This window comes from Hyalangium ruber (genome assembly GCF_034259325.1).
GTDB lineage: Bacteria > Myxococcota > Myxococcia > Myxococcales > Myxococcaceae > Hyalangium_A > Hyalangium_A rubrum.
Window position 1 is genome coordinate 196,011 of sequence record NZ_JAXIVS010000003.1, and the last position, 25,644, is coordinate 221,654.

Genomic DNA, 25,644 nt, shown 5'->3' on the forward strand with positions numbered 1-25,644 from the left:
CTCACTGCCGCAGGAGCGTGAGGATGAACTCCGTGTACTCCCCCTCCTGCGTCTCGAACCGGAGGGTCCCTTTGTTGCCCTGCTCGATGATCTGCCGGCTGAGGGAGAGCCCGAGCCCGGTCCCCTCTCCCGCGGACTTCGTCGTGAAGAAGGGCTCGAAGATCCGATCCTGAACGGCCACAGGGATGCCCGTGCCGTTGTCGCGGATGCGAAGCTCCACGGAGTTCCCCAGGCCGCGGCTCTTGAGCAGGATCTCGGGCGCATACTCCTGCCCGGCTCTCGCCTTCCGCTTCGCATTGACCGCGAAGCACGCGTTGTTCAAGAGGTTCAGCAGCACCTGCCCCATCTCTTGCTGTGACACCTTCAGATGTCCCAGTGACTCGTCCAGCTCCAGCTGGAGCTGAACGCTGAAGGTCGGATCGCCCGCTCGTGCAGCCTGGATCGCCAGACTCGCGGACTCCCGGAGCAGGAGGTTGATGTCCGTCTCCGTCCGCTCACTGGAGATGCCTCGCGCGTGCTGCAACATCGAGCCGATGATGCGGGAGGCACGGTCCCCATGCTCGACCACCTTGGCCAGGCTGGTCTTCATGCCCTCCCCGAGTTCCTGCAACGACTCCGCCTGCGCCGGCTCGAGACGCGGGGAGAGGCGCGGGAGCTCACTGACAAGCTCGTCGCAGAGCTCCATCGTGTGCTCGGAGAAGTTGTGGATGAAGTTCAGCGGATTGCGGATCTCGTGGGCGATGCCCGCCGTGAGCGAGCCGAGCGCCGCCAGCCGGCTCTGGGTGATGAGCTGATCCTGGGTCTCCCGCAGCGCGTGGAGGGTGGCCGCCAGCGTCTCGTTCTTCTCCGTCAGCTCACGCGTCCGCGCCTTGACCCGCTGCTCCAGCGTCTCGTAGAGCACGGCGTTCTCCAGCGAGATGGCTGCCTGGGTCGCCAGCAGTTGCAGGGTGTGGGTGCGCTCCGGTGAGAAAGCGCCCAGCGTCAGGCTGTTCTCCAGGTAGAGGATGCCCCGTCGCCAGGCTTGCCCTACCGCGAGGCAGAGCACCGACCGGACCCGGCGAGAGACGACATCGGGATCGCTCCGGAAGGCGGGGGCATTCAAGGCATCGTCGAGCACGACGGTCTTCCCCGTCCTCTGGACGAACTGGATGATGCTGCGAGGAACATCGGAGCTGCGCTCCAGCGGAAGCGACTGCTGCACCTGGACCGTGTCCGCATCCAGGGAGACGGTGGCCTCGACCAGCAACCGCCCTTCACGCTCCAGGATCAGGATTCCACGGCGCGCCCCCGCGTTCTCCATGCCGATGCGGACGATGCGCTCCATCAGCCGGCCAAGGACGATCTCTCCCGAGAGCACCTGCGCTGCCTTCATGACGGTGGCCAGATCGATGCGCTCTGCGTGCAGCCCCGAGCTGTCCCCCATCGCTCGCGCGGGCGTCTGGGGCTTCAAGGGGCCAAAGAGCTCGGGGTGGCTTGCTTCCATGCGCGCCACCTGGGTGGCCGCCCCCCAGCGGGAGTACAGCAGGTGCGCCTCCAGCAGATAACCCCTGGCGGCCTTGGGCCTCCCCAGCTCGAGGTAGTGCTTGCCAGCGAGCTCGTGGGCGAGCGCCTCGTGGTGCAGGTGCCCTGCCTCCCGCGCGGACGAGAGGGACTCCTCATACAACCTCGCCGCCTGCTCGGGCTCCCCCATCAAGCGTGCATGCTCGGCGGAGATGAGCAGGAACGCGTGCCGGTAGTTGGCGGGGCACTGCTCCGCCCACGCACCAAGCTGCTCGCGATGCGCGGCGATCTCTCGCAGATACTCCTGCCGCTGCGGGGGGCCCACCTTCGCGCACCGCGCGGCGAGGATGAGCGCGCGGTACAAGAAGTGGCTGGAGGAGTGTATCGCCTTGGGGATGAGCTCCCGGCGCTTGTCCGCCTCATCACTGGCCCGAAGCGCTCCCTCGAAGTCGCCCTGGAGATAGCGGACCAGGGACAGGAGCAGGTAGTACCAGTGAATGGCGAACTCCGCCTGGAGCCGCGAGAGCCGCTGGACGACGGCCTCCTCCTGGAACTCCTCCTGCGCCGAGCCCTCGTGCTCCGCGTCGCCCCGCAGCTCCAGGACGAGGCGCTGCATCCCCCCCAACGCCTCTTGGAGGGGGGCATAACCGGAGGAGCGGACATAGTCCTGGTACCTTCGCCCCGTCGAGTAGACCTCGGAGAGCGGGCTGCCCTTGATGAACTTCGCGATCCAGATCCACACCGCGGCCCAAGCGCCCCACCAGCGATCTCCCGACTTCAGCGCGGACTGAAAGGACTCCTCATAGAGGGAGATGTTGCTCCCGAAGGGGTTGACGAAGGGGTTGATGAAGGTGGCGAACGTGTTGTTCACCTTCGAGATGACCCGTGGGTGTTTGAACTTCTGGCTGACGCTCCTCGCCAACTGCCCGAAGGCATAGGCACGGGTGTAGTCCCCCCTCAGGGCCAGCACCCTGCCGTAGTCCGCGTAGCCACACGCCGAGTACTCCGCGTTGCCGTACACCAGCGACAGCGCCGTCATGTGCAGCGCCGCCAGCTGCACCGCCAGGGCCTCTCCCATCAGCAGCGCGCACGTCCACGTCTCGTGCAACAGGACGAGGCACCGGGCCTTCTCCGCGTCCTGCATCGCAGGCAACTCCACGAGCTCCTGGAGGTCTCGTCCACCCAGGAGGCGATGGATCTCCTCGGTCCTGGCCTCGATCAACGCCCGGGCCACGTCCGGCTCCGTCGGCAGCTCCAGGCCCAGGAGCCGAAGGCCTTCCCGGCCCAGCCGGAGCCCCTCGTGGAGCTTCGCCGCGCTCTGGAAGATGCGGCACATGAGCGGGTAGATGTCACCGAGTTGCTCGCGGGTCTTCGCCCGCTTCGCGGCGAGCTCGAACAGCGCCTCGGCCCGCTCGAGATGTCCGCAGAGGAACTCGCACTCGATCAGCTCTCGGTGGAGCACGAACATCAGCTCGGAGTGGCTGTTCCAGGCCTCCTCCGAGAGCAGTTGAATGCCTTGCCGCAGGTAGCCGACCGCGGCCTGATGGGCCGTGTCGGCCTTGGCGCGCTGCGCGGCCTGCAGGTTCAGCCGGGCATAGGCGGGCCGCTCCTCCGCTGAGGCCATCTTCCCGCTGCCACGGTTGAGGTGCTTGACCAGCTCGAAGATGCGTTCGCTCCGCTGCTCCGGGGTGAGCTTCTCGAGCAGGCGCTGCCCGATGCTCAGGCTGAGCGCCTCCTGCTCCTCCGGTGGAAGCTGGGAGCGCGCCGCCGCCTGCACCCGGTCATGGGCGAAGCGGTAGTAGTGGGGGCGATGGTCGTGCAGCAGCAGGAGCCCATCCCGAGCCGGCTCCCACAGCCATTGGGCCACGCTCCGGAGCGGGGCGTCGAGGATGATGGAGACAGAGTCCAGATCGAAGGTACTGCCCAGGCTGCTGGCCAGCATGAGCGCCCGCTGCGTCTCCTGGGGGTAGCGCTGGATCTTCTTGACCATGAGCTCAACGACGTTGTCGCTGACCCTCAGCCGTTGAAGCCGCCCCAGGCTCCACGTCCAGCGCCGCTCCTGGGCGTCGAAGCGCAGGAGCCCCTCCTGTTGCAGGGTGTCGAAGAACTGGGTGATGAAGAACGGATTGCCCCCCGTCTTCTCCATGATGAGCTCCGCCAGGGGGAGCCCGGCGGCCCGCTGACAGCCCAGGGTGTCCGCCACCATCGCCGCCACGTGCTCCAACCGCAGGGAGGCCAGGGAGAGCCGCGTGGGCCGAGGGGTGCGCTGCTCCAGCTCGGCGAGCGCCAGCGCCAGCGGATCCGTCGGAAGGACTTCGTCGTCACGGTACGCACCGACGATCAGCAGGTGCGAGGCGGAGGGGCTCGTCGCGAGCTCGGTGAGGAAGTTCAGGGAGGCAGGTTCGACCCACTGCAGATCATCCAGGAAGATGACCAGCGGGTGCTCCTCCGCGGCGAACGCCAGCAGGAAGCCCATCAGGGCGCTCCCGAACCGGCTACGGGCCTCCTCAGCGCTAAGCGCGGGTAAGGGAGGCTGCTCGGAGAGGACATGCACGAGCTCGGGAACCTGCTCGATGAGCAGCTGCCCGTTGCCCTCCACCGCATCGAGCAGGACGGCCCGGCAGTGCTCCAGCCGCGCCTCGCTCTCCGTGAGCAGCTGGCGGGCCAGCTCCGCGGCCACCTGGGTGAAGATGGACAACGGCGTCTGCCCGACCTGGTCGCACTTGCCGGAGGCGAAGTAGCCGCGCCGGGCGACGATGGGCTTGTGGATCTCCCGCACCAAGGCGGACTTGCCCACCCCGGAGGGCCCCTCTACGGTCAACACCTCGACCCGACCCGCAGCAGCGCGCTCGAAAGCCTCCATGAGGGTGGCCAGGGCCTCCTCCCGGCCATAGAGCTTCTCGGAGAGGAGCAGCGTCCGGCGAACATCCTGCTCGCCCAACGTGAACGCGGCGACGTGCCCGGTTGCCTCGAGTTGGCGAGTACACTCGGAGAGATCCGCCAGCACCCCCGCGGCGCTCTGGTAGCGATCCTCCGCGTTCTTCTCCAGCAGCTTGCAGACGATGGCGGAGAGTGGCTCGGGGATGGAGGGCCGCCGCAGGTGCGGGGGCTGGGGTGCCCGGGCGATGTGGCAGGAGATGAGCTCCACGGCCTCCTGGGCCTCGAAGGGAGGAGCTCCGACCAGCAGGTGATAGAAGGTGGCGCCCAGCGCGTACAGATCAGCGCGATGATCGACGGCGCGGTTCATCCGCCCGGTCTGCTCGGGAGAGATGTAGGCCAGCGTTCCCTCGATAAGAGAGGGGTTGCGGACCTGTTGCCGCCCCCGGGAGAGCACGGAGGCCAGGCCCAGGTTTCCCAGCTTCACCTGCCCGCTTCGCGGGTTGTAGAAGACGTTGGCGGGGCAGATGTCCTTGTGGATGATCTCATGCCGGTGAAGGGTCTCCACGGCGCGAGTGAGTGCCTGCGCCACCTCCAGGAAGCGCCCCACCTCGAACGGCCCATTCTTCGCCAGGTAGACCGCGAGCGAGGACGCGCCGAAGTCTTCCAGGACCAGGGTGCAGGAGCGCCCATGCGGAACGAGCGCGAGGTGCCTGACGATGCCCTCCCCCTCCAGCATGCGGCCGATCTCGTGCTCTCGCTCGAGCATCGCCAGCTCCGCTGGCAGCGGATAGGGGGCCACCGGGGTTTTGAGGATGACGAAGTGTCCCTCCCGCTCCGAGTAGGCGCGGTGGGTGACCAGGCCCGAGCCCTGGTGCAACTTCTCCTCGATGCGGTATCCCGGTATGGCCTGCATGCGGCTGGATGGGCTCCTGAGAGGGCGGCGCGCATCCTACCTCCTGGCCATCAACGACCTGCTATCAGCGCTCGGACATAGTCGCCCAGGGTGGTCGGGCAGCGCTCGGGAGCCTGAGGCAGCTTCTCCGCTTCGTCGATCGTCACGGCCGTCATTCGCGCGTACGACGCGGCGGCCCCCGGCGAGAACCCGATGGAGCGCATGGTCTCTTCCCATTGCGTTCTCGGGATCTCGACCGCCTCGACGGTCCGGCCGAGCGCAGCCGCGAACTCCGAGGCGACGTCCGCCGCCGAGTACCGCGCCGGCCCCTCGACGTACCGAATGCCGGTATGACCGACCTCCTCGGTGAGCAATCGGGCGGCGGCCGCTCCCAAGTCACTCGGTGCCACCATGGGCAACTTGAACTGGGGTGGGTAGAACGTATGGAGCTTCCCCTCGGAGCGGGCGCTCTCGAGCGACATGTCCCAGTTGCTCATGTAGTACGCCGCGCGGATGACACTGACCGCCACCGGCTGGGCGGCCAGGGCCTGCTCCAGCTCGTACAGCACCCCGAGATCCCCCAACCCATCGCCCGGTTGAGCGCCGTAGGTGGACTGGACCACGACCTTCCGCAACCCGGAGCCGGCAACAGCCTGGGCAATGGCAGCCACGGTCCGCCGCTCCTCGGTGACGGTGTCCGTCGATGGATCGGCGGGAGGGTTGAGGAGGAACGCCCGTGTCCCTCGGCGGAAGACCTCACGCAAAGCACCGACGTCGCGCACGTCCACGACCGCGACCTCCGCTCCCCTTCGTGCCAATGCCTCGGCTTTGCGTCCATCACGGGTGACGGCGGTGACGGGCTCTCCTCGGTCGAGCAACGCGTGTGCTACCGCCGAGCCGACATGCCCCGTGGCTCCAAGAATGATGTGCATAGGTCGTGGGGGGTGTGAGGTTCGAACCCAGCATCCCCGGTAGGCAGGCACGCTCAAGTGCGGAGATGTCGATCTTCCGCATCTTGAACATCGCCTGCCCCCTCACTCCGCCACGTGGGGCCGGGCTCACGCTCAGTCGTCGATCGTCAGCTCGGCGATCTTGTGCGGCTTGTCGCTGATGGCGTCCATGATCTTGCCGACGACGAACGAGCCCACCGCGAGGAGGCCGCCCACGGCCAGGCCGATGGGCCCTCCCGCCGCGGCGGCGACGAGTCCGCCCACGGCCGCACCGATGGCCACCCCTCCCTTGACCTTCTGCCACTTGTCCTTGGAGTTCGTGCCCTCGATGACGTCGATGATGCCTCCCGCGATGCCGGCCCCCGCGCCCACGATGCCGGCCACGCCCGAGGCCTTGAAGAGGTTGGTCTTCACCCGATCCACCACCGACAACCCCTTCAGGTCCGGGTTGACGTTCTTCAGGGCCTCGCGAACCTGCGCCCCCGCCTCGCCCAAAGTGGCCAGGCCGCCCACCATGTCCGTGATGCCCTTGCCTGTCGCGAGGCCATTGCCCTGACGCACGGCCTGGGCCAGTCCCATGGCACCCGCTACCACCCCCACCACACCTCCGGCGCCCAGCAGTCCCGGGCCTCCGAACTTCTTGAGCTTCTCGAGGCCCTGGCCCCCCAGCTTGTTCGCGGCGGGCATCGGCGAGCCGTTCCCGGGCTTGGGGTTCTTCCCGGTCCGGTGCTCCTTCACGCCCTTGAGGAGCTCCAGGGACTTGGCGCCCCCGTTGGCCAGGGAGGAGGCGACCCGATCGGCGTTGGTCGCCGCGGCCGTCGCCATCAGCTCCTTCTCCACGTCGCCGAGCTTCTCCGGGTCCGTCACGTCCCGCGCGTCCTGTCCCGGCGACTTGATGCGCATCTTCTCGCCGTCCTCGCCGATCTCGTGGATGGCCTCGCGTCCCTTGTCGTCAATGACCTTGCCGGAGGCGTGGAGCAACTGCTCGCCCGCGTCGGACGTGAGCCACTTCTCCTGCAGCTCGGTGCTCTCGCTCTTGCCGTCCTTGGTGCGCTTGGCCGTCAGCTTCTGGCTCGTCTCCAGGCCCCGCTCGGTCTCCTTGGAGCTGGCCTCCAGGCGCTGCTCCACCTGAGCGCCGTCCGGCTCGGTGATCTTCGAGTCCAGCTTCGCCAGCGTGCCGTGCTTCGCGTCGTAGACCTTGGTCGTCTCGCCCTTCACGTCGTACAGCTTCGAGGCATCCTTGTCCCCGGAGTTCGGGTTGAAGGTCTTGCCCTCGTACGTCTCCTTCACCTCGTTGCCCTTGCGCGTCTTCGTGGTGGAGACGGTGGCGTCGGGGTAGCCCTCCACGAAGGTCTGGTTCTTGAGCGTGTTGTTGTCCGTCTGGAGATCCACCGTCCAGCGCTTCGGCGGAGCCGTCTCGCTCGTCTCGTTGGCGTCCCACTTCTCGCCGCCGCCCTTCTTGTACTCGTCACGCACCTTCTCGAAGTCCGCCACGGTGTGGGCGCCCTTGCCCGCGAACCGGGTGTGCCCATCCAGGACGCGGTCGACGTAGGAGGTGGCCGTCACGTTGTCCTGGGAGAAGTGATGCACCTTGCTGAAGGTGGGCGGCTCCTGCTTCCCATCCTTCCCCGGCGGCGGGATGGCGTAGGACATGGTCGTCGTGCGATCGACCTCCTTCTTCCAGTCGAAGGGGCCGTGGAGCTTCTTGTCGATCCACTCCTTGCGCTTCTTGTCGGGCTGCTGCTCGTAGAGGGTGCTGCTTCCCGCCACGCCACCGTCCTTCATCAGGACCGTGTCGTGGTGGAGCTTCTCTCCCTCCTTGCGAACCAGCTCGGACGAGTAGGAGACGTTGGGGTCGCGCGAGTCCTTGAGCTCCGCCAGGGACTTCAAGCTCCCAGCCTCGCTCTTGTCGCTCTTCCACTGAGCGTTCTCCACCAGGGTGGAGCCGTCCTTCTTGAGCTCGATGCGGTCGCGCGCGTTGACGCCGTCCTTGAAGGAGGCCGCGTTCAGCGTGAGCTCCCCGTCCTTGCCACGGGTGGCGACCGTGAACTCGCTCGGGTTGCCCTTGTCATCCTTGCGGCGCACTTCCACGCGGTCGTCGCCGACCTTCTTGACCTCCATTCCCTCCGGCACGGGCTTCTTGCCGTTGGCCATGGCGAAGAGGTCATCCACCTCTTTCTGCGTCTCCTTCTTCAGCGTCTCCTGCGACTTCTCGACCCCCTCCCGCATCGTCTTCACGGTCTTGAGCTTCACCTCCTCCTTGGCGACGTCCTCGCCCGACAGCTTGGGAGGGGTCTCCTTCGCCACCCCGGCGGTGGGTTTCTTGTCCTTGGGCGCCGAGGCCTCGAAGGTGTCCGCCTTGTGCAGGGAGGCAACCTGGGGGGCCGGCTTCTGCTCCGGCTTCGCGCCCGGCTGAGCCTTGGTCTCGGCGGGCTTCTGCTCGACAGGAGCGGGAGTATGAGCAACGGCCTTCCGAGAGATGGGGGCGATGGACATGGGGGGCTCCAGGGTTGTCCCGTGGGGGATGTCCCGACCCATTGCGTCCCGCGTGCCATGCCGGAAGCGCTCATGGCTCCCGAGGTCTTCGCCGCGCCTTCCCCTGTTTACTGGGACTTACATACTGTCTGGGCTGAGAGCCACGGCAACCCCGGTGATCACCTGGTAACGGTTGTGACCACCCGGCTGTCGCAGGCTCCCGGCTCAAACCAACGCGTAGGCGCCTTGGAGCACTCTTCCCCGGCCATCGTACGCGCCACCGTTGCGCGTGCCGTCCTGCTTGCGGCCGTAGTGGTCGATGTTCCCGCCCGAGGCGAACATCGCGTGCTTGGAGGAGGCGGTGACCACCGCGCTGTACTCATCGAGGTCGCGCGGGTTGATCTTCTTCACGTGCTTCTGGAGCCCCAGCCAGCGGGCCCCCTCGAGGTAGCTCTCCCCATCGTTCAGGCTCTGGCACGCCCGCTCGAAGGTCATGTTCTTGCGGCCATCGTTGCCCTGAAGCTGGGCGCGGTTGGCCATGGCCGCGTACATCAGGTTCGCCTTGCGCAGCAGCCCCGAGTCCTTCCCCGAGAAGCGGGAGAGGCGGCTGGCGGTGTTCAGCTCCGCATCGCTGACCCGCACCTTCACCCCGTCGCGCATCGTGACGTCGTAGCCATTGCCGCTGCGCGTCACGCTCTTGAAGACATTGTCCGGCCCGAACTTCGCCATGGCCGCCTTGATGGCGGCGACGCTGACGCAGTTGCCGGTCCCCCCCTGCTTGAACGCCGAGAAGTAGGTGTTGGGGTTCGTCGAGGGAGCGGAGGGGGTCGGCCGAGAGGGGGCGGGCGCCGAGCGAGTGCTGAGCAACATCGAGATTCTCCTCACCGGTGTAGGGACCGGTGGTAACCACCATGTCTCCATTCTCCGCACCTCCCGTGAAATGTTGCCGTGCAGCGCCCTTTTTTGGGACGGGCCTACGCCCCGCCACTCGCGAACCAGGCGTTGAGCTCGGGGTAGGTCAGGGGCTTCCCCTCGAACGTCGGCCCCCACCGCCCGGCCAGCACATGCTCCGCGTCGCGCCTCGCCGCCGAGAACGCCGTCAGCGCGAGCCGGGGCCCCACGCTCACCCGGCGCACCCCCAGCGCCCGGAGCTGCTCGGGGGAGGGCAACGTCGGCGCGGCCCAGACATTGAGCGGGACGGGGAGTTGCTCGACGACGTGGGCCAGCTCCTCGGCCTTCGAGAGCCCTGGCACGAAGACGCCATCACAGCCCGCGTCCACGTAGCGCTTCCCGCGCCGCACGATTTCGTCGAGGGCCTGCTTCCCCTCGTGGATGTGGCGCAAGACGACGTCGGTGCGCGCGTTCAGGAACATGTCCCGCCCTTCGCGCCGGAGCGCCTCCCGCGAGGCCGCCAGCTTCTCGGCGAGCACCTCGGGAGGCTCGGAACCGTCCTCGAGGTTGACGCCGACCACCCCCACCTCCGCGAGCCGGCAGATGTTGGCGGCCACCTCCGCCGCGCTCGCGCCATAGCCGCGCTCGAAGTCGACGCTCACGGGCACTCGCACCGCCCGGACGATGTCCTGGGTGGCGGTGAGCAGCCGATCGAACGAGAGGCGCTCGCCATCGGGCACCCCTTGGGCCCAGGCCACCGCGGCGCTGCTGGTGGCGATGGCGGCCCCGCCCACGGACTCGACCAGCCGGGCGCTGAGCGCATCCCACGCGTTCGCGAGGATGAGGAGCTGGCCCTGCGCATGGAGCGCTCGAAACTGAGCGGTGTCGGCAGGGGCCGGGCTCATCGACGGCCTCCCGCCTCGGTCTCGGGCTGAAACCCATAGGCCAGGGCGATGCGATTCCAGGCGTTGATGGACACCACGACCGAGGTCAGCGCCGCCAGGTCGGTCTCGGAGAAGGCTTCGGACGCCTCCCGGTAGACCGAGTTGGGCACGCCCCCCTTCGCCAGGTGCGTGAGACCATCCGTCCAGGCGAACGCCGCGCGCTCACGTGGCGAGAAGAGGTCTGAGTCTCGCCAGTGCTCGACCGCCTGGATTCGCTGCTCCGAGACGCCGAGCCCGCGGGAGATGCCCGTATGCATCGCGATGCAGTAGTGGCAGCCATTCAGCAGCGAGGCGCGCAGCTTGACGAGCTCGATGAGCTCGTCGCCAAGGCCACTCTTCTTCGCAGCGGTCGAGATCGCGATCAGGGCACGCCAGGTTTCAGGGGCGAGACGTTGGACAGCAACAGGGTCGAGGCGCACGGGTTCAGGGGTCATGGCGCGAGAGGATAGGTTCGCGATGGACCACGAAAAGGGCCAAGAAGCGTAAATTGGACTGGGCCATCATGACCTCTCGCCGACCCAGGTTTCAGCCGTCGATTCGCCGCCAGGGGAGCCACCCTCCCCTGCACGTGCAGCTGTATGACCGGATCCGTCAGGCCATCCTGGCGGGCACCCTCCCACCGGGCGCTCGCCTTCCCTCGGCGCGGGCCATGGCGTTGGAGACGCGCGTCGCGCGTGGAACGGTGGACGTCGCGTATGCGCGGCTCACCGTCGAGGGATTCCTCGTGACCCGTGGCGCGGCCGGCACGTTCGTCGCGAGTCCCCTGCCGCTCTCTCCCCGCGAAGGCGCGCCCGTTCCGCCGAAGCCGAGACAGGTCGAGCCGCGAGCCCGCACGGTCCTCTGGCCATTCCAGGTGGGCGTTCCCGCGGTCGACGCATTCCCCATCGCGACCTGGTCTCGGGTGCTGGGGCGGCACTCCCGGCGAGCCCGAGCGAGTGAGCTCGCGCACTCCGACACCCGTGGTGATGCCTCCCTGCGCGAGGCCATCGCCGCACACCTGGCCGTCTCGCGCGGCGTCATCGCCCATGCGGAGGACGTCATGGTCACCGGTGGCTATCACTCAGCGCTCGGCCTGTTGGCGCATGCGCTCTCGAAGCCGGGGGACCCTGTCTGGATGGAAGACCCGGGCTACCACCGGGCGCGGGCCGCACTCTCCCTCGCGGGGTTGCGACCCGTGGCCGTGCCGGTGGATGCCGAGGGACTCGAGGTCTCCCGGGGCGTTGCCCTCGCCCCGCGCGCCCGGTTCGCGTTCGTGACCCCGAGCCACCAGATGCCGCTGGGGATGGCTCTCTCGCTGGCTCGCCGGCTCGCGCTCCTGGACTGGGCCCGAAGCGCGGACGCGTGGATCGTCGAGGACGACTATGACGGCGAGTTCCACTATGCCTCGGCGCCGCTCCCGGCCCTCAAGAGCCTCGATGACAAGGGGCTGGTGCTCTACGCGGGCACCTTCAGCAAATCGATGTTCCCCACCTTGCGGCTCGGCTTCCTCGTGGTGCCGGACCGGGCGCGGGAGGCGCTTGGTCGTGCCGCCAACCTGCTGCACCCCGCCCCGCCCCTCGCCGTGCAGCGCGCGGTCGCCGATTTCCTGGATGAAGGACACTACGCACGTCACGTGCGGCGCATGCGCACCCTCTATGGGGAGCGCCGCGCCGCGCTGCTTCGCGCCCTCACCGAGCTTTCCTCTCCGCACCTCCAGGTCGAGGCGCCACCGGGTGGGTTGCACCTGCTCGCGCGCTTGAGCGGCATCCGCGACGAGGCCGTCGTCACTCACGCGGAGGGACTCGGGCTCGGGCTCAACGCGCTGTCGGGCTATCAGTTCAGCCCCGCCGTGCGCCGGCTCGATGGACTGGTGCTCGGGTTCGCCACGCTGCCCGCGACGCGGGCCCGCGATGCCGTGTCCCGACTCGCCCGCGCCCTCGAGCTGGCGCGGTGAGCGAACGTCACCGAGCCCTCGGGGCGCGGGCAGCGCGCAGCTCACGGGCCCGCGCCTGCTGTCCCGTGGCCTCCAGCGCCTTCTCCGCGAGCTCCAGCGCCTCCGCTTGCCCCCACGCATCCTCGCTGACGGTGGCCTCCAGCGCCGCGAGCGCCACGTCCACGCCGCCTTGGGGCTCGCGGGCCAGCACGCTCCGCGCCACCAGGCACGCCAGCCGGCTCCGGAACAGGCCGAACCCGCAGGCCGTGGCCAGCGACAGGCCCTCCTCCGCCTCGCGCCGCGCCTGCTCCGGCCGCCCCTCCGCGAGTGCGAGCCGGGCCGCCAGCTCGTGGCAGCGCAGCAGCATCTCCACCTCGTTGGAGGCGCGAGCCCACACCCGAGCCTGGACGAGGTGCTCGCCCGCCGCCGCCACGTCGTCCTCCACCGCGATGAGCCCCAACACGGTGTGGCAGTGCGCCACATGGCCATGCCAGCCCAGGTGCTCGCACACCCTCAGGTTCTTCCGCGTCGCCGCGCGCGCTCGCTCGCGACGGCCCAGGGCCAGGTCATGCTCCGCCTGCCACAGCGCGCGGCGGGCCATGGGCGTCCCGTCCAGCGTGCGAGCCTGGCTGAAGTGCATGTCCGCCGCCTCGGCCTCGCCCAGCTCATGCAGCACCAGGCCCAGCAGCGCGGCGGACCGCGCGATGTGGGAGCGCGCCTGGTACTCCCCCGCCACCTCCACCGAGCGCTCGAGCAGCCGCCGCGCGCTCGTGAGCCGGCCGCGCAGCCGCTCCGTGTAGCCCAGCGTCCGCAGCCCCGTGACGATCCCCGCCGCATCCTGCGTGCGCTCGGACAGCGCTACCGACGCCTCATAGCAGCGCACCGCGAAGTCCAGCTGGCCCAGCGCCCCCATGTAGAGGCCCCAGTCATAGACCAGCTCCTTGCGAGTGCTCTCGCCCAGCGCCTCGGACAGCCGCCGGGGGTCTCCCTCCGGCGCGAAGATCGCCGTCACGCGTGCGCCCCGGCTCATGTCTCCCAGCCGTAGGCCCAGGTGCGTGAAGCCGCCCAGGCTTCGGGCATAAATCGCGTAGGCCTCGTGCGCATGCCCCGAGCGCAGCGTGTGCAGCAGCAGCGCCTCGTAGTCATCCAACCGCGCGCTCTCCCGGGGTGGCTCGTGCAGGCGGGTGTCGAGCCGGGCGGCGAGGCGCTCGCGCTCCAGGGTGTGGATACGCTCGGGTGCGACGCCGAGCAGCGACTTGAAGTAGTCCCGCAGGAAGGGGTGGGTGGAGTAGCGCGCCTGCCCCTCGCGCGCGGCGAAGACGAGGCCGAGCCGCTCCAGCCGCGCCAGGGTGCGCCGCAGCTCTGGCCACCCCATCCCCGCGAGGCTGCCGGCCAGGGCGCCTCCAGCCTGGGCGATGGCCTGAAGGGCTTCCGGATCCACCCCTCCTCCAAGCACGCAAAGGCGAGCGAGCAGATCGCGCTCCTGCTCGGGCAGCGCCCGCGCGTAGGCCGAGAGCACTGCCTGGAGCCGGCGTGCCAGGGCGTCGTCGCGCGCGGCCTCGGCGAGCGGCACCTCCTCGAAGCGCCGCGCGTCCCCACCCAGGAAGCCCCCCACGTAGGAGCCAATCATCGACACGGAGAGGGCGTGCCCGCCCGTGCTCGCGGAGAGCTCGCGCAGGGCGCCGCCGCCGCCGCGCAGGCCCCAGAGGCGCAACAGGTCCACCCCCTCGTCCTCGGAGAGCGGCGCGAGCGCCAGGGTCCGAAGGCCATTGCCCTCCCAGGCGCCGAGATCGGCCACCGGAAAGCGCGAGGTCATTAGCGCCCGCGCGCCCCCAAGCCCTCGTGCGAGCGCCACGAGCAACCGCCGCAGGGACGGGTCCAGCAGTTCGCCCCGCGAGCGCCCGTCTCCGCCGTCGGACTGCACCACCTCCAGCCCATCCAGCACGAGCAGGTGCGGCGGCCCTCCTCCGAGCACGTCCTGGAGTCGCTCGAGGCGCTCGCCCGGCGCGACCTCTTCCTCCCGCGCGAAGTAGCGCAGGGCCCGCGAGAGGAAGCCTTCGATGCGCGGGTCCTCATAGAAGCTCCAGACGAAGGTTCCTCCCGGCCGTGGCCCTTCCCCCAGGCTGGCCACGAGCCGCTCCGCCACCGCCGTCTTCCCCGTGCCGCCGAGCGCCACCAGGGTCACCACCCGCTCCGCTGGTGCGTCCGCCGCGGCCCAGGCCGACAGGAACGCAAGCACCTCGCCACGACCCACGAAGTGGCGCGCCCGCTGGAGGGTGTGGGCGAAGTGGGGACGAAGCCCCTGCTCCGGCTCCTCCGAAGAGGGCCCGGAGGCCTCGGGCGGCGCGGGAGCGCCAGGCGGAAGGGCCTCGACGAGCAGGTCCTCCTCGGCCAGGCCGAACTCCGCGGCGAGCCGTTCGAGCATGCGCCGGCGCGTGGGGTGACGGACCGAGAAGCCCCCGCGCGCATCGTTGACGGCGCCGGACTCGTACCGGCGGTAGGTGCGCACATCCACCCCTACCGCTGAAGCAGCCTGCTCCTGGGTCAGGTTCAGGTCCAGGCGGGCCTGGAGCAGCAGGGCATGGTGGAAGAAGCGAGCCACGGGGCCATGGTGCAAGAGGCCCCCCCGCCCTGTCACGAGGGCATGGGAGTTCTGCCCGGTTCTGCCCGGTCCTGCCCTGGAGGAGAGAGCCCCTTCGGCGCAGTTTGAGGGCATGAACCTCACCGACACGACGCAGACCGCGATGCCCCTGCCCCAGCGGACGGTGCTGGAGGAGGATGAGTCCATCGTCACCGTCTCGAACTTCCTGTCCCCGGAGGAGTGCGAGGAGTACATCCGGCTGACGCTGGCCACGGGCTACGAGGAGGCGCCCATCACCACCTTCCGGGGCTTCGTGATGCGGCCCGACATCCGCAACAACACCCGGGTGATCAGGGACGACCGGGAGCTGGCGGACCGGCTCTGGGAGCGGATGCAGGGCTGGGTGCCCACCACGCACCGGCGCATCGGCTCCTGGCATCCGCATAACCTCAACGAGCGCTTCCGCTTCTACCGCTACACCGGAGGCCAGTACTTCAAGTGGCACAGCGATGGCCCCTTCATCCGCTCGCAGCAGGAGGTGAGCCTGTTCACGGCGATGGTGTACCTCAACGAGGACTTCGAGGGCGGGACGACGGACTTCCAGTTCGGGCCGACCGTCACCCCGCGCCGGGGCATGCTGCTGCTGTTCGAGCACTCGCTGGTACACCAGGGCGCGCCGGTGCGCAGCGGATGCAAGTACGTGCTGCGCACGGACGTGATGTTCCGGCCCTGAGAGCATTCAGGGGTCGCGAGGCTCCCATCCGCTCTATGCTCTCGCGGACCGTGAGCGGACAGGAGCGGAACGTGCGGGGAGACAAGCGTCTGGGGAGGTGGATGGTTCGAGCCATCCTGCTCCCGCTGGGATTGGCCGGCTGTTCCTCGAAATCCTCCCAGCAGGTTCCGCTGGCGGAAGTGCCCCCAGCGCTACGGGGGACCGCGCCCGAGGGGGCCGTCACCCTCCTGCCGCTCGGCGGCCCGCTTCAGAGCGATCGCGCCGAGCTCTCCGGCTTGACCTGGTACGGAGAGCACCTCGTCATGCTGCCGCAGTATCCCAACTGGGCGGATGACGACGCGCCCTGCCTCTACACCGTCCCGAAGGCGGACATCCTCGCGCGGCTCGAGCACACCGCCTCGGGGCCCCTCGAGCCTCGCTGCATTCCGTTCGACAGCGGCGGCCTCGAGAAGCGCATCCCCGGCTTCGAGGGCTATGAGTCCATCGGCTTCGCCGGGGACCAGGCGTATCTGACCGTGGAGACCCACCGGCGCACCGGAAAGGGCTTCATCGTCACCGGCCGCATCGCGCCGGATCTGAGCGTGCTGAAGCTCGAGGCCGCGCCCCAGGCCCAGCTCTCCCCGCCGGCCGACGTGTCGAACGCGGGCTTCGAGACACTGGTGGCGGGCGAGGACCGCCTGCTGGCCTTGTACGAGGCCAACGGGTCCCAGGTGAACCCCGCGCCCGCCGCCGAAAGCTTCGATCGAGCGCTCGTCCCCACCGGGAAGCTCTCCCTGCCCTCGATCGAATACCGCGTCACCGATGCGACGTCCCTGGACGCGGAGGGCCGGTTCTGGGTGATGAACTACAACTTCCCTGGGACCTCCAAGGCCTACAAGCCGGCGCCGGATCCCCTCATGGCCCGGTACGGCACCGGACCGACCCATGCACAGAAGCCACAGGTGGAGCGGCTCATCGAGCTCCAGGTGCGGCCATCCGGCATCGTGCTCACCGAGCGGCCCCCCCTCCAGTTCCAGCTCTCCGACGAGGCGGCGCGGAACTGGGAGGGCGTGGTGCGGCTGGAGGACCGGGGCTTTCTGCTGGTGACCGACAAGTTCCCCAGGACCCTGCTCGGCTTCGTCCCCGCGCCATGAGCAGGCGCGGCGCTGGGCGCTAGAACGTGAAGAGCATCCCCGTCTCGAGCCCCACGGTGGTGCGCCTTCCTCCGTCGGCGCCGAGATCCACGACGTCGGGCGCCTGCAGCACGTGGTGGGACTGGTAGAGGAAGCCTTCCACCGCCAGGGAGAGCGCGGAGCCAGGCTTGAACTCGTAGCCCAGACGCGCCGCGCCGTTGCGGCGCATGCCCGGCCCGGTGCCACTCAGCGCCGCGGTGGAGACAGCGGGCCGCTCGCCCCCCGGCGCCGTCGCCGGGTACGCGTAGGCGGGCACCACATCACCCGGATTGCGCACGCGCTGCAGCCCTGCCATGGCGTAGACCGCGTGCTGGGACGAGAGGGCCTGTCGCGCCGAGATGAAGCCGCCCATATCCCGGATGTCCTTGTCCGTACGCCCCTGCGACAGCGACAGCATGCCCAGGTTGGAGGTGTTCTGGCCCAGGTTGAGCTCCACCCTCACGGTAGTGGTCGGCACGGGGATCAGCTCCGCGAAGAGCGCGCCCTCGTACGAGGTGCCCCGGCGCTCCTGGGGCGTGCCCAGCGCATAGGTCAGGCGAGAGGCGATCACGGTCGCTCCCACGCGGCTCGCGCCGAACTTGTAGGCGCCGCGCGCGGCGAAGGTGGGCGTGACGCCTAGCTCGAACGCGGCATCCTTGGCCGTGGCGTTGGCGGCGGGAAAGCCGAGCGCCACCCCCACCTCATAGCTGTCCTGCGTGTGAAGGTACTTGAGTTGCTGGCGCATGAAGCCCGTGTTGCCAGCAACGAACAGCGTTCCCACCAGGTTGATGCCATGCGCGTTGAGTGGAGACGCGAGGTCCCAGTCCTGCCCGAGTGAGAGCGTATGGCCGGGGGCGGGTACCCAATCCACCCGTGCGATGCGCAGGCGCGGCAGGGCCTGCACCGTGGGGGTGGCCTTGGCGAAGTCGACGAAGTCCACCTCCACCTGGCCGCGCAGCGTCCCCTTCTCATTCACCCACAGCCCGAAGCGGGACTGGGCCACCTGGAGCGAGAAGCGCGCCTCGTCCGGCAAGGTGGCGAACACCGGGTTGCCCGCGGCGGTGGGGGCCACGGCGTTGGGCTGGTTGAAGGACTCCACCGCGGCCGAGGACACCACCACGCGTGCGTTGACGGTGCCGTAGAGCCGCAGCACGTTGTCCGACGCAGGCGGCGCGGGGGCAGGCGGCGGCGCGGGCGACGCGGGGGGAGCAGGCGGCGCGGGCGGCGCGGGAGGCGCAGGCGGCGCGGGAGGGCCGGGCGGCGCCGGAGGAGCGGGCGGCGGCGCGGTGGGCGCCGGCTGCTCACTGGCGTCTGGCGCCGGCTGAGCGAGCGCGGAGGCCTGGGCCCCGCTCACGGTGAATAGGACGAGCACTGCGACAAGACGCAACGCGACCATACAATCTCCAGAAGTGCGCACCGAGCGAAGGCGACGCGCGCAACGGCTCGGGGCGTCAGTGCGTGTGGTAGATGGCGCTGTCCTTCGTCTCGCGCACGAACAGCAAGCCGATGACGAGCGTCAGGACGGCGATGACGATGGGGTACCAGAGCCCCGAGTAGATATCACCGGTGGCCGCCACGATGGCGAACGCGGTGGTGGGCAGGAACCCGCCGAACCACCCGTTGCCGATGTGGTACGGAAGCGACATCGACGTGTAGCGGATGCGCGTGGGGAACATCTCCACGAGCATCGCGGCGATGGGGCCGTAGACCATGGTGACGTAAAGCACCAACACCGAGAGCAGGAGAATGACCGCCAGGTGGTTCACGCGGTTGGGGTCCGCCTTGCTGGGGTAGCCCGCCGCCTGGATGGCCGCGTTGAGTTCGCGATCGAAGCGTGCCGCCTCGCTCTTCACATCCCCTCCTCCGCTGGGGCCATGGGGCGCCGAGGGCCCGTGTCCGAGCGACACCTCCGTCTTGCCCGAGGCCGCGGGGTCCGCCGCGTACGAGGCGATGGCCGTCTCCCCCACGCGCACCGTGGCCGGCTGCCCCGAGGAGAGCACCGCATTGGAGTAAGGGATGCCGCGCCGGACCAGGGCCGACTTCGCGATGTCACACGAGCTGGTGAAGCTCGAGGTGCCCACCGGGTTGAACTGGAAGCTGCACTCGTTCGGGTCGGCGCTCACCACCACCGGCGCGCGTGCGATGGCCTCCTCGAGCGCTGGGTTGGCGAAGTGGGTGATGCCTCGGAAGAGGGGGAAGTAGGTGAGGATGGCCAGGGCCAGCCCCACCATGATGATGGGCTTGCGGCCGATGCGGTCCGACAGCGCGCCGAAGATGACGAAGAAGGGCGTGGCGAGCAGCAGCGCCGCGGCGATCATCAGGTTGGCCGTCTGCGCTTCCACCTTGAGCGTCTGCGTGAGGAAGAACAGCGCGTAGAACTGGCCCGTGTACCAGACCACCGCCTGACCGGCGACGACGCCAAAGAGCGCGAGCAGGACGATCTTCAGGTTGCCCCACACGGCGAACGCCTCGCGCAGCGGCGCCTTGGACGTCTTGCCCTCGGCCTTCATCCGCTGGAAGGCCGGCGACTCGCTGAGCATGAGGCGAATCCAGATGGAGATGCCCAGCAGGAGCACCGAGATGAGGAACGGGATACGCCAGCCCCAGGACTCGAACGCCTCGGCGCTCATGGACACGCGGCAGCCGAGGATGACCAGCAGCGAGAGGAACAGGCCCAGGGTGGCCGTGGTCTGGATCCACGCCGTGTAGCGGCCGCGCTTGCCGTTGGGCGCGTGCTCGGCCACGTAGGTGGCTGCTCCGCCATACTCGCCGCCCAGCGCAAGTCCCTGCAGGAGCCGCAGCACGATGAGGATGATGGGCGCGATGATGCCCAGCGTCGCGTACCCGGGCAGCAGGCCGACGATGAACGTCGAGATGCCCATGATGAGGATGGTGACGAGGAAGGTGTACTTACGACCCACCAGGTCTCCGAGCCGTCCGAACACCAGCGCGCCAAAGGGCCGCACCGCGAAGCCCGCCGCGAACGCGAGCAGGGCGAAGATGAAGGCCGCGGTGGGGTTGACGCCGGAGAAGAACTGCTTGGCGATGATCGCGCTGAGCGAGCCGTAGAGATAGAAGTCGTACCACTCGAAGACCGTGCCGAGGGACGAGGCGAAGATGACGCGCTTCTCCTCGGTGGTCATGGGCCGGACTGCGGCGGCGTCCGAGGGGCTCGGCGTGGGCACGGCCGGATTGTTCGTATCAGCCATAGGCGAATGCCAGTAGAGACACCGCCCCATCCGCGCGCATACGAAGAACGCACCACATTGTCCGATGCCTTGCACATGCCCGGCGCCGACTCTGGAACAGTCGGCAGCCACGTGGAGGTGTGGACCCTGGGCCAACGTCGAGCTCACGAAGAACGCGGCCGAGCTCGGCTACGCCCGGTTCCTCTAAGCCGTCAGCCCCAGGTGAGCTCCGGGCAAGGCGCGCTCAGAGCATCTTGCCGGGGTTGAGGATGCCGAGCGGGTCGAGGGAGGCCTTGATGGCGAGGTGGACCCGCGTCGCCTCGGAGCCGAGCTGCCGGGACAGGTACGCGCGCTTGAGCACGCCGACGCCATGCTCTCCGGTGATGGTTCCCCCCAGCTCTCCCACCACGACGAGGATGTCCTCGAAGGCCGCCTGAGCCCGTGCCACGGCCTCCGGGTCGTTCCGATCGAAGACGAGCGTGGGGTGCATGTTCCCATCCCCCGCATGCCCGAACGTGCCGATGAGCACGCCGCGCTGCTCGGCGATGCGCTCGACGGCCGAGAGCAGATCCGCGATGCGCGAGAGCGGCACGCCGACATCATCCAGCAGCGTCGTCCCCTGCTTCTCCAGCGCGGGGTAGGCGAACCGGCGCGCGCCCAGCAGCAGCTCCCCTTCGGCCTCATCCGCGGACTGCGCGACGAAGGTGGCTCCGGAGGCCTCGCAGGCGGCTGCCATCCTCGCGCACTCCGCCACGCCCTGCTCTCCCCCCGCGTCCGAGCGAGCCAGCAGGAGCGCCGCCGCGTCCATGTCCAGCCCCATGGGCCGGATGGCCTCGACGGCTCGGACGGTGGCGCGGTCCATCAACTCCAGGAGCGAGGGCCGGGTGCTGGCCATGATCTCCGTGACCGCCGCGCCCGCTCCCACGAGCGTCGGAAACGAGGCCACCAGCGTCGTGGCGGGAGGAGGACGCGGTCGCAGCCGCAGCGTGGCCTCGGTAATGACACCCAGCGTGCCCTCGGAGCCGACGAACAGCCGGGTAAGGTCATAACCGGCGACGTTCTTGACCGTGCGGCCCCCAGTGCGGAGAACGGAGCCCGCCGCCAGGACGACCTCCAACCCGAGCGCGGCATCGCCGGTGACGCCGTACTTCACGCAGCACAGGCCTCCAGCGTTGGTGGCGAGATTGCCGCCAATCGTGGAGAACTCCCAGCTCGCGGGGTCTGGCGCGTACCAGAGCCCTTGCTCGGCCACGGCGGTCTTGAGCGCGGCGTTGATCACCCCAGGTTGGACGACGGCGAACAGGCCGCGCCGATCGATCTCCAGGATGCGATTCATCCGCGTGAGCGAGAGCACGATGCAGCCATCCAGGGCGTTGGCGCCGCCCGAGAGCCCCGAGCCCGCCCCACGAGCGACGACGGGGACACGGTGGGCGGAGGCAACCCGAAGAACGCCCTGGACCTCGCTCGTGGAGCTGGGGCGGGCGAGGACGTGGGGTACGCCAGCGCTCGTCCACGTGGCCTGATCCCGACGGTGAGCCTCGAGCACATCGGCGTCGGTGATGAGTCCCTCGGGCGGCAACACCTCCGCGAGGTCACCCAGCAGGTTCGCGCGCATGGGCGCGGACCTTAGCATGGCGAGGCACTTCCTTCGTAGAGCCTGGCGCTCCTCGCACCCCGGCCTCATCGCTCATGGTATACACTGTATACCTTCCTGCCTCTGAGGAGATTCGAATGAGCGATCGATGGCTGCTCCGTGGTGCGCAAATCCTGACGTGCGATCCCGACTTCGCCGACCTGCCTCGGGGCGATGTGCTGATCGAGGACGGAGTGATCGCCGCGCTCGGGCCCGACCTGCGCGTGGACAACTGCCGCATCCTCGAACTCGACGGGAAGCTGCTCATGCCCGGCTTCATCGATACGCATCGGCACACGTGGCAGACGCCCTTGCGCGCCCTGGGCGGGGATTGGACCATCATGGACTATCTGGCGGCCGTGCGCGTGAAGCTCGCGCCGGCCTTCCAGGCCCGCGACCTCTACGCCGCCAATCTGGCCGGCGCGCTCGAAGCGCTGGACGCTGGCATTACGACGCTCGTCGACTACTCCCACTGCATCGACTCGCCCGAGCACGCGGATGCCGCGCTCGCGGGGCTCGAGGACGCTGGGATTCGGGCGCTCTTCTCCTACGGCTATGCGCCTGGAGCCCGAGAGAGCTCCGCACTGCCGACCCCCGCGAGCCGGATGGAGGAGGCCCGCCGCCTGCGGACCACGCGCCTGTCCTCGGATGACCGCCTGGTCAGGCTGGGCATTGCCCTGACCGAGATGCAGATCCCCTGGGAATCGAGCCGGGCGGAGCTCCTCTCGGCGCGCGAGCTCGGCGTCCCCATCACCCTGCACTGCTCGGCGTGGCCCGTGCAGGGCCCGAGCGAGATCCAGAAGATGGCGGCCGAGGGCTTGCTCGGACCCGACGTCCTCTTCGTCCACTGCACGTGGAGCCCCGAGGAGGATCTGAAGCGCATCGCGGACAGCGGGGGTTCGCTCTCCGTGACTCCAGAGACCGAGATGCAGATGGGCATGGGCTTCCCCATCACCGGACGGGCCCTGCGCAACGGCGTCCGGACCACGCTTGGCTGCGACGTGGTGTCGAGCAATGGCGGCGACCTGTTCACCGCGATGCGCCTGGCCCTACAGGTCGAGCGGGCCCAGGTGAACGCCCGCGAGGGGCTGCCACGGGCACTCGAACTCAAGGCCGCTCGGGTCCTCGAGCTGGTGACACGCGACGCCGCGGAAGCCATCGGGCTGGGTCGCCGCACAGGCTCGATCCGACCTGGCAAGGACGCGGACCTGATCGTGCTCGCCGCCGACGCGCTGAACATGACACCGCTCAACCGGCCGCGAGACGCGGTCGTGCTGCAGGCCCATGCAGGCAATGTCGAGTCGGTGATGGTCCGCGGCAGGTGGGTGAAGCACCGGGGTGCGCTGCTCGACGTCGACCTGGCGGCGGTCCGGCGAAGGCTGCTCGAGGCACGTGACGCGGTGCTCGAGCGCGTGGGAGGCAGCGCGACGCTCCTCAGCGAGCGCGAGGAGCTCACCAAGCACTGGGACACCGGCAGCGGGCTCACCCCCGCCAAGGATGCTCGGTAGCGCGGGCGGGAGCTCAGGTCTGGCGTGTCCGTCGGCCTCTCGGCGATGCGCTCCGGCTCGCCTCGATGCGCCGCTGAATCCCCTCAAGCATGAAGCCCAGGCTGGTCTCGAACTCCGCCTCGACATCCATGGCCTGCATGTGCGGCAGGGAGTGGGCAATGCCGGGGTACTCCGAGGGAGACATCGCCGCGGCCGCCGCGAAGAACCGCTGGAACAGCGGGGAGGCATCCGAGCGCCGTGCCTCCCACTGCTCCTGTCGGCGAACCGCGCCGGCGAGCCAGGAGAAGAAGGTGTTGTGCAGCTCTCCGGCCTCCTCCCACGGCACCCCCGCGTCGTGCAGCTTGCGGACCGTCCGGTCCAGAAGCACGAGGGTGCCGGCAACGACGGGGCCCTCATCCAGGAGGAAGTCCATGACGCCTCGGTTCTCGAGGCCCAGCGCTCTCACGCGCCCCGCGAGCTCCCGAAGCCACGCCAACGGCTCCAACCGCTCATCGGGGAGCGCAAGGGTGGAGAAGATCTCCGTGACGACCCACAGCACGAGCTCGTCCCGGTTCTCGACGTGCTTGTACACGGCCATGGGGGTGACCCCGAGCCGCTCGGCCAGGGCCCGCATCGAGAGCTGTCGGAGCCCCTCGCCGCGGACAATCTCGATGCCGGCCGCCACCACGAGAGAGCGCGAGAGTCGTGGACGAGGCGCGCGAACGCGGCGTGGCTTGCGCTCCTGGGAAGGCATGCGCCCGAGCATAGCCGCGCAGGCGGGGGAGGAGCGCTGGTGAGAGGGCGCAACCTGACCTAGTTGCACCCCTGGTTCGTCAGGAAGGTCACGCCGCGGTTCTTCTCGCTCGTGCCGCTCGTGCCGCCGTAGTCCGTGTTCGTGAAGGACAGGAGCACGCTGGCCCCCGAGGACTGATTGCGGAACTCCATCGTCATGGTGTTGGGAATGAGCGTGGTGCTGTTCGGATAGTTCGCACCGATGGTGTAGCGCATCCGGCCGTTCGGCAACGCCGCGCACTTGGCCATCTTGTTCTCGAGCGTCACCCAGTTGCCGCGGTTGAAGTTCGCATCCTGCGGCACCAGGTTCGCCCGCTTGCCCCAGCCCCCGAGCTGCGAGCCGATGAGGTGTCCCCCGTCATAGTCGTTGCTGGGGTTGGCCGCGTCGCCCCACTGCCCCACGCTCGCCTGACAGGAGTCGGAGCGCGCCTCGGCGGCGATGGGCGGCAGGTACGAGTACGCCCGGTTCGGCCGCCCCGCGCTGTCGATGAAGTAGTACTCGCCGTTCAGGCTGTGCCAGACATTCCGGTCGCCCGAGGGGAAGTACTGCGGACAATCGGTGATGAGGGCGGCGTTGACGTCCCCGTGGAGCTGGAACCCAACGCCGTAGGGCGCCAACGCCTCCTGAATCTCCTGCTCGGTGTGGCGCTCGAAGAACTCCATGACCGCGCTGGGGCCACCGAAGTCCCGCTCGATCTGGCTGGCGACCTCGTCGCCCCCCAGATCCGGGGCCTCTCCACAACCGGCGAGCCAGAGGCCAAACACCGCCGCAACCGCTAACTGGGTCATGGTGCGCAATTCACCGCTCCTTCCGCAGGGACGCTGCATGTGGACACGTTGCGCACATGACTCTACCCGTGAGGGGATAGAACCAAAATTTTAGGAATTGAGATTGTGCGGTGTCACACCGCACCCACTACTCAATCGTCATCGTCGTCGTCGAACCCCCCGCCGCCACCGCCAATGTCTCCATCGACGTCATAGACGCGGTCGGGCACATCGAAGGTACACGTCAGCGTGGCTCCGTCCGAGTAGCGGTAGGTGAACTGGCCCTCCGCGTGATCCGGGGTCATTCGGTTCAGCGTCACCGAGGCCTCCACCGGAACTCCGGGCGGCGTGAGATAGCCGCTCGTCGCGCCCATGTTCCCATCCCATGCGCGCACCAGCGAAGTCTCCTCGGGGACCAGCATGCCCTCTCGGGCCAGGAGCTTCACGGTCCGCGCGCCGGACGCCTCGAACTGGGGCTTGCCCATCAAGCGGATGTCCACGCCGAAGTTCTGGAGGCCCTGGACGCCCTCGGGCTTGTAGTTCAGGTCCACCAACGTGTGCTCGCTGCCGTCCGCCTCGAGGGCGTCGCTCTGCACGGAGTTCAAGGCGATGGGCCAGCTCACGCGCTGGCCGAAGTGGGTGCCCGTGCATTCGCCCGTGGGTTTGGGCGAATCACAGGAAGCGGTGAGCAGGGCCAATGCCAGCCACGGAAGCGTCGTACGCGGTGCGGAACGGAGCATGGGCCCATCCTAAAGCACCGCCTGGCCATTCCAATCCGCCATCAGTCCTCGCCTCTGGGGGATGGGATAGCATCCGCCCGCACCCCTGCCGAAAGCCCCCATGCTGAGACGCTGTCTTTTGATCGCT

The 25,644-nt window shown here is 68.9% G+C and carries 17 protein-coding genes; 4 read left to right on the plus strand and 13 right to left on the minus strand.

Translation table 11 applies throughout. From position 1 onward, the window contains the following. Nucleotide 1: 1 nt before the first annotated feature. From SYV04_RS09750 to SYV04_RS09775, 6 genes are all read right to left on the minus strand, one after another. A complete protein-coding gene (locus SYV04_RS09750) occupies nucleotides 2–5,293 on the minus strand; it encodes a trifunctional serine/threonine-protein kinase/ATP-binding protein/sensor histidine kinase (protein WP_321545400.1) in 5,292 nt (1,763 codons plus the stop codon). A gap of 50 nt (nucleotides 5,294–5,343) precedes the next feature. Continuing rightward, complete coding sequence (locus tag SYV04_RS09755; RefSeq protein WP_321545401.1) at nucleotides 5,344–6,204, minus strand: NmrA family NAD(P)-binding protein; 861 nt, start codon at nucleotides 6,202–6,204, stop codon at nucleotides 5,344–5,346. Between the two features lie 132 nt (nucleotides 6,205–6,336). Further along, complete coding sequence (locus SYV04_RS09760; RefSeq protein ID WP_321545402.1) at nucleotides 6,337–8,718, minus strand: hypothetical protein; 2,382 nt, start codon at nucleotides 8,716–8,718, stop codon at nucleotides 6,337–6,339. 204 nt (nucleotides 8,719–8,922) lie between these two features. Continuing rightward, entirely contained in the window at nucleotides 8,923–9,567 is a 645-nt protein-coding gene (locus tag SYV04_RS09765; protein ID WP_321545403.1) for a hypothetical protein, read from the minus strand. Between the two features lie 104 nt (nucleotides 9,568–9,671). Further along, nucleotides 9,672–10,493 carry an isocitrate lyase/PEP mutase family protein gene (locus SYV04_RS09770; RefSeq protein ID WP_321545404.1) on the minus strand — a complete coding sequence of 274 codons (822 nt, stop codon included), beginning with the start codon at nucleotides 10,491–10,493 and terminating at the stop codon, nucleotides 9,672–9,674. Then, a complete protein-coding gene (locus SYV04_RS09775) occupies nucleotides 10,490–10,966 on the minus strand; it encodes a carboxymuconolactone decarboxylase family protein (RefSeq protein ID WP_321545405.1) in 477 nt (158 codons plus the stop codon). Before SYV04_RS09775 ends, SYV04_RS09770 begins: the two co-directional genes overlap by 4 nt. 68 nt (nucleotides 10,967–11,034) lie before the next feature. Here SYV04_RS09775 and pdxR point away from each other — a divergent pair, with 68 nt between their 5' ends. After that, nucleotides 11,035–12,465 (plus strand): MocR-like pyridoxine biosynthesis transcription factor PdxR, encoded by a 1,431-nt coding sequence (gene pdxR, locus SYV04_RS09780; protein WP_321545406.1) that lies wholly within the window; start codon nucleotides 11,035–11,037, stop codon nucleotides 12,463–12,465. A 7-nt stretch (nucleotides 12,466–12,472) separates the two neighbouring features. Here pdxR and SYV04_RS09785 read toward each other — a convergent pair whose 3' ends face one another. Continuing rightward, nucleotides 12,473–15,046: a helix-turn-helix transcriptional regulator gene (locus SYV04_RS09785; protein ID WP_321545407.1), complete on the minus strand. Its 2,574-nt coding sequence runs from the start codon at nucleotides 15,044–15,046 to the stop codon at nucleotides 12,473–12,475. Between the two features lie 112 nt (nucleotides 15,047–15,158). Between SYV04_RS09785 and SYV04_RS09790 the strand changes: the two genes are divergently transcribed. Together SYV04_RS09790 and SYV04_RS09795 are read left to right on the plus strand one after the other, a co-directional pair. Further along, nucleotides 15,159–15,758 (plus strand): 2OG-Fe(II) oxygenase, encoded by a 600-nt coding sequence (locus tag SYV04_RS09790; protein WP_321545408.1) that lies wholly within the window; start codon nucleotides 15,159–15,161, stop codon nucleotides 15,756–15,758. A 101-nt stretch (nucleotides 15,759–15,859) separates the two neighbouring features. Beyond that, complete coding sequence (locus SYV04_RS09795; protein ID WP_321545409.1) at nucleotides 15,860–16,891, plus strand: SdiA-regulated/phytase-like domain-containing protein; 1,032 nt, start codon at nucleotides 15,860–15,862, stop codon at nucleotides 16,889–16,891. Nucleotides 16,892–16,910: 19 nt separating this feature from the next. On the opposite strand, the gene SYV04_RS09800 is transcribed toward SYV04_RS09795, so the two are convergent. From SYV04_RS09800 to SYV04_RS09810, 3 genes are all read right to left on the minus strand, one after another. After that, nucleotides 16,911–18,305, minus strand: coding sequence for a hypothetical protein (locus SYV04_RS09800; RefSeq protein ID WP_321545410.1), 1,395 nt, complete (start codon nucleotides 18,303–18,305; stop codon nucleotides 16,911–16,913). A 55-nt stretch (nucleotides 18,306–18,360) separates the two neighbouring features. Continuing rightward, nucleotides 18,361–20,118, minus strand: a complete 1,758-nt coding sequence (locus SYV04_RS09805) for an MFS transporter (protein ID WP_321545411.1) — start codon at nucleotides 20,116–20,118, stop codon at nucleotides 18,361–18,363. 223 nt (nucleotides 20,119–20,341) lie between these two features. Next, a complete protein-coding gene (locus tag SYV04_RS09810; RefSeq protein ID WP_321545412.1) occupies nucleotides 20,342–21,712 on the minus strand; it encodes an FAD-binding oxidoreductase in 1,371 nt (456 codons plus the stop codon). Nucleotides 21,713–21,828: 116 nt separating this feature from the next. Between SYV04_RS09810 and SYV04_RS09815 the strand changes: the two genes are divergently transcribed. Further along, on the plus strand, nucleotides 21,829–23,238 hold the full coding sequence (locus tag SYV04_RS09815) for an amidohydrolase family protein (RefSeq protein WP_321545413.1): 1,410 nt from the start codon (nucleotides 21,829–21,831) through the stop codon (nucleotides 23,236–23,238). Nucleotides 23,239–23,251: 13 nt separating this feature from the next. Here the strand turns inward: SYV04_RS09815 and SYV04_RS09820 are convergent, their stop codons facing one another. The 3 genes from SYV04_RS09820 to SYV04_RS09830 form a co-directional block, all read right to left on the minus strand. Continuing rightward, a complete protein-coding gene (locus SYV04_RS09820; protein WP_321545414.1) occupies nucleotides 23,252–23,971 on the minus strand; it encodes a TetR/AcrR family transcriptional regulator in 720 nt (239 codons plus the stop codon). 59 nt (nucleotides 23,972–24,030) lie between these two features. Continuing rightward, a complete protein-coding gene (locus tag SYV04_RS09825; RefSeq protein WP_321545883.1) occupies nucleotides 24,031–24,798 on the minus strand; it encodes a DNA/RNA non-specific endonuclease in 768 nt (255 codons plus the stop codon). A 131-nt stretch (nucleotides 24,799–24,929) separates the two neighbouring features. Next, on the minus strand, nucleotides 24,930–25,517 hold the full coding sequence (locus tag SYV04_RS09830; protein ID WP_321545415.1) for a hypothetical protein: 588 nt from the start codon (nucleotides 25,515–25,517) through the stop codon (nucleotides 24,930–24,932). Nucleotides 25,518–25,644 lie beyond the last annotated feature (127 nt).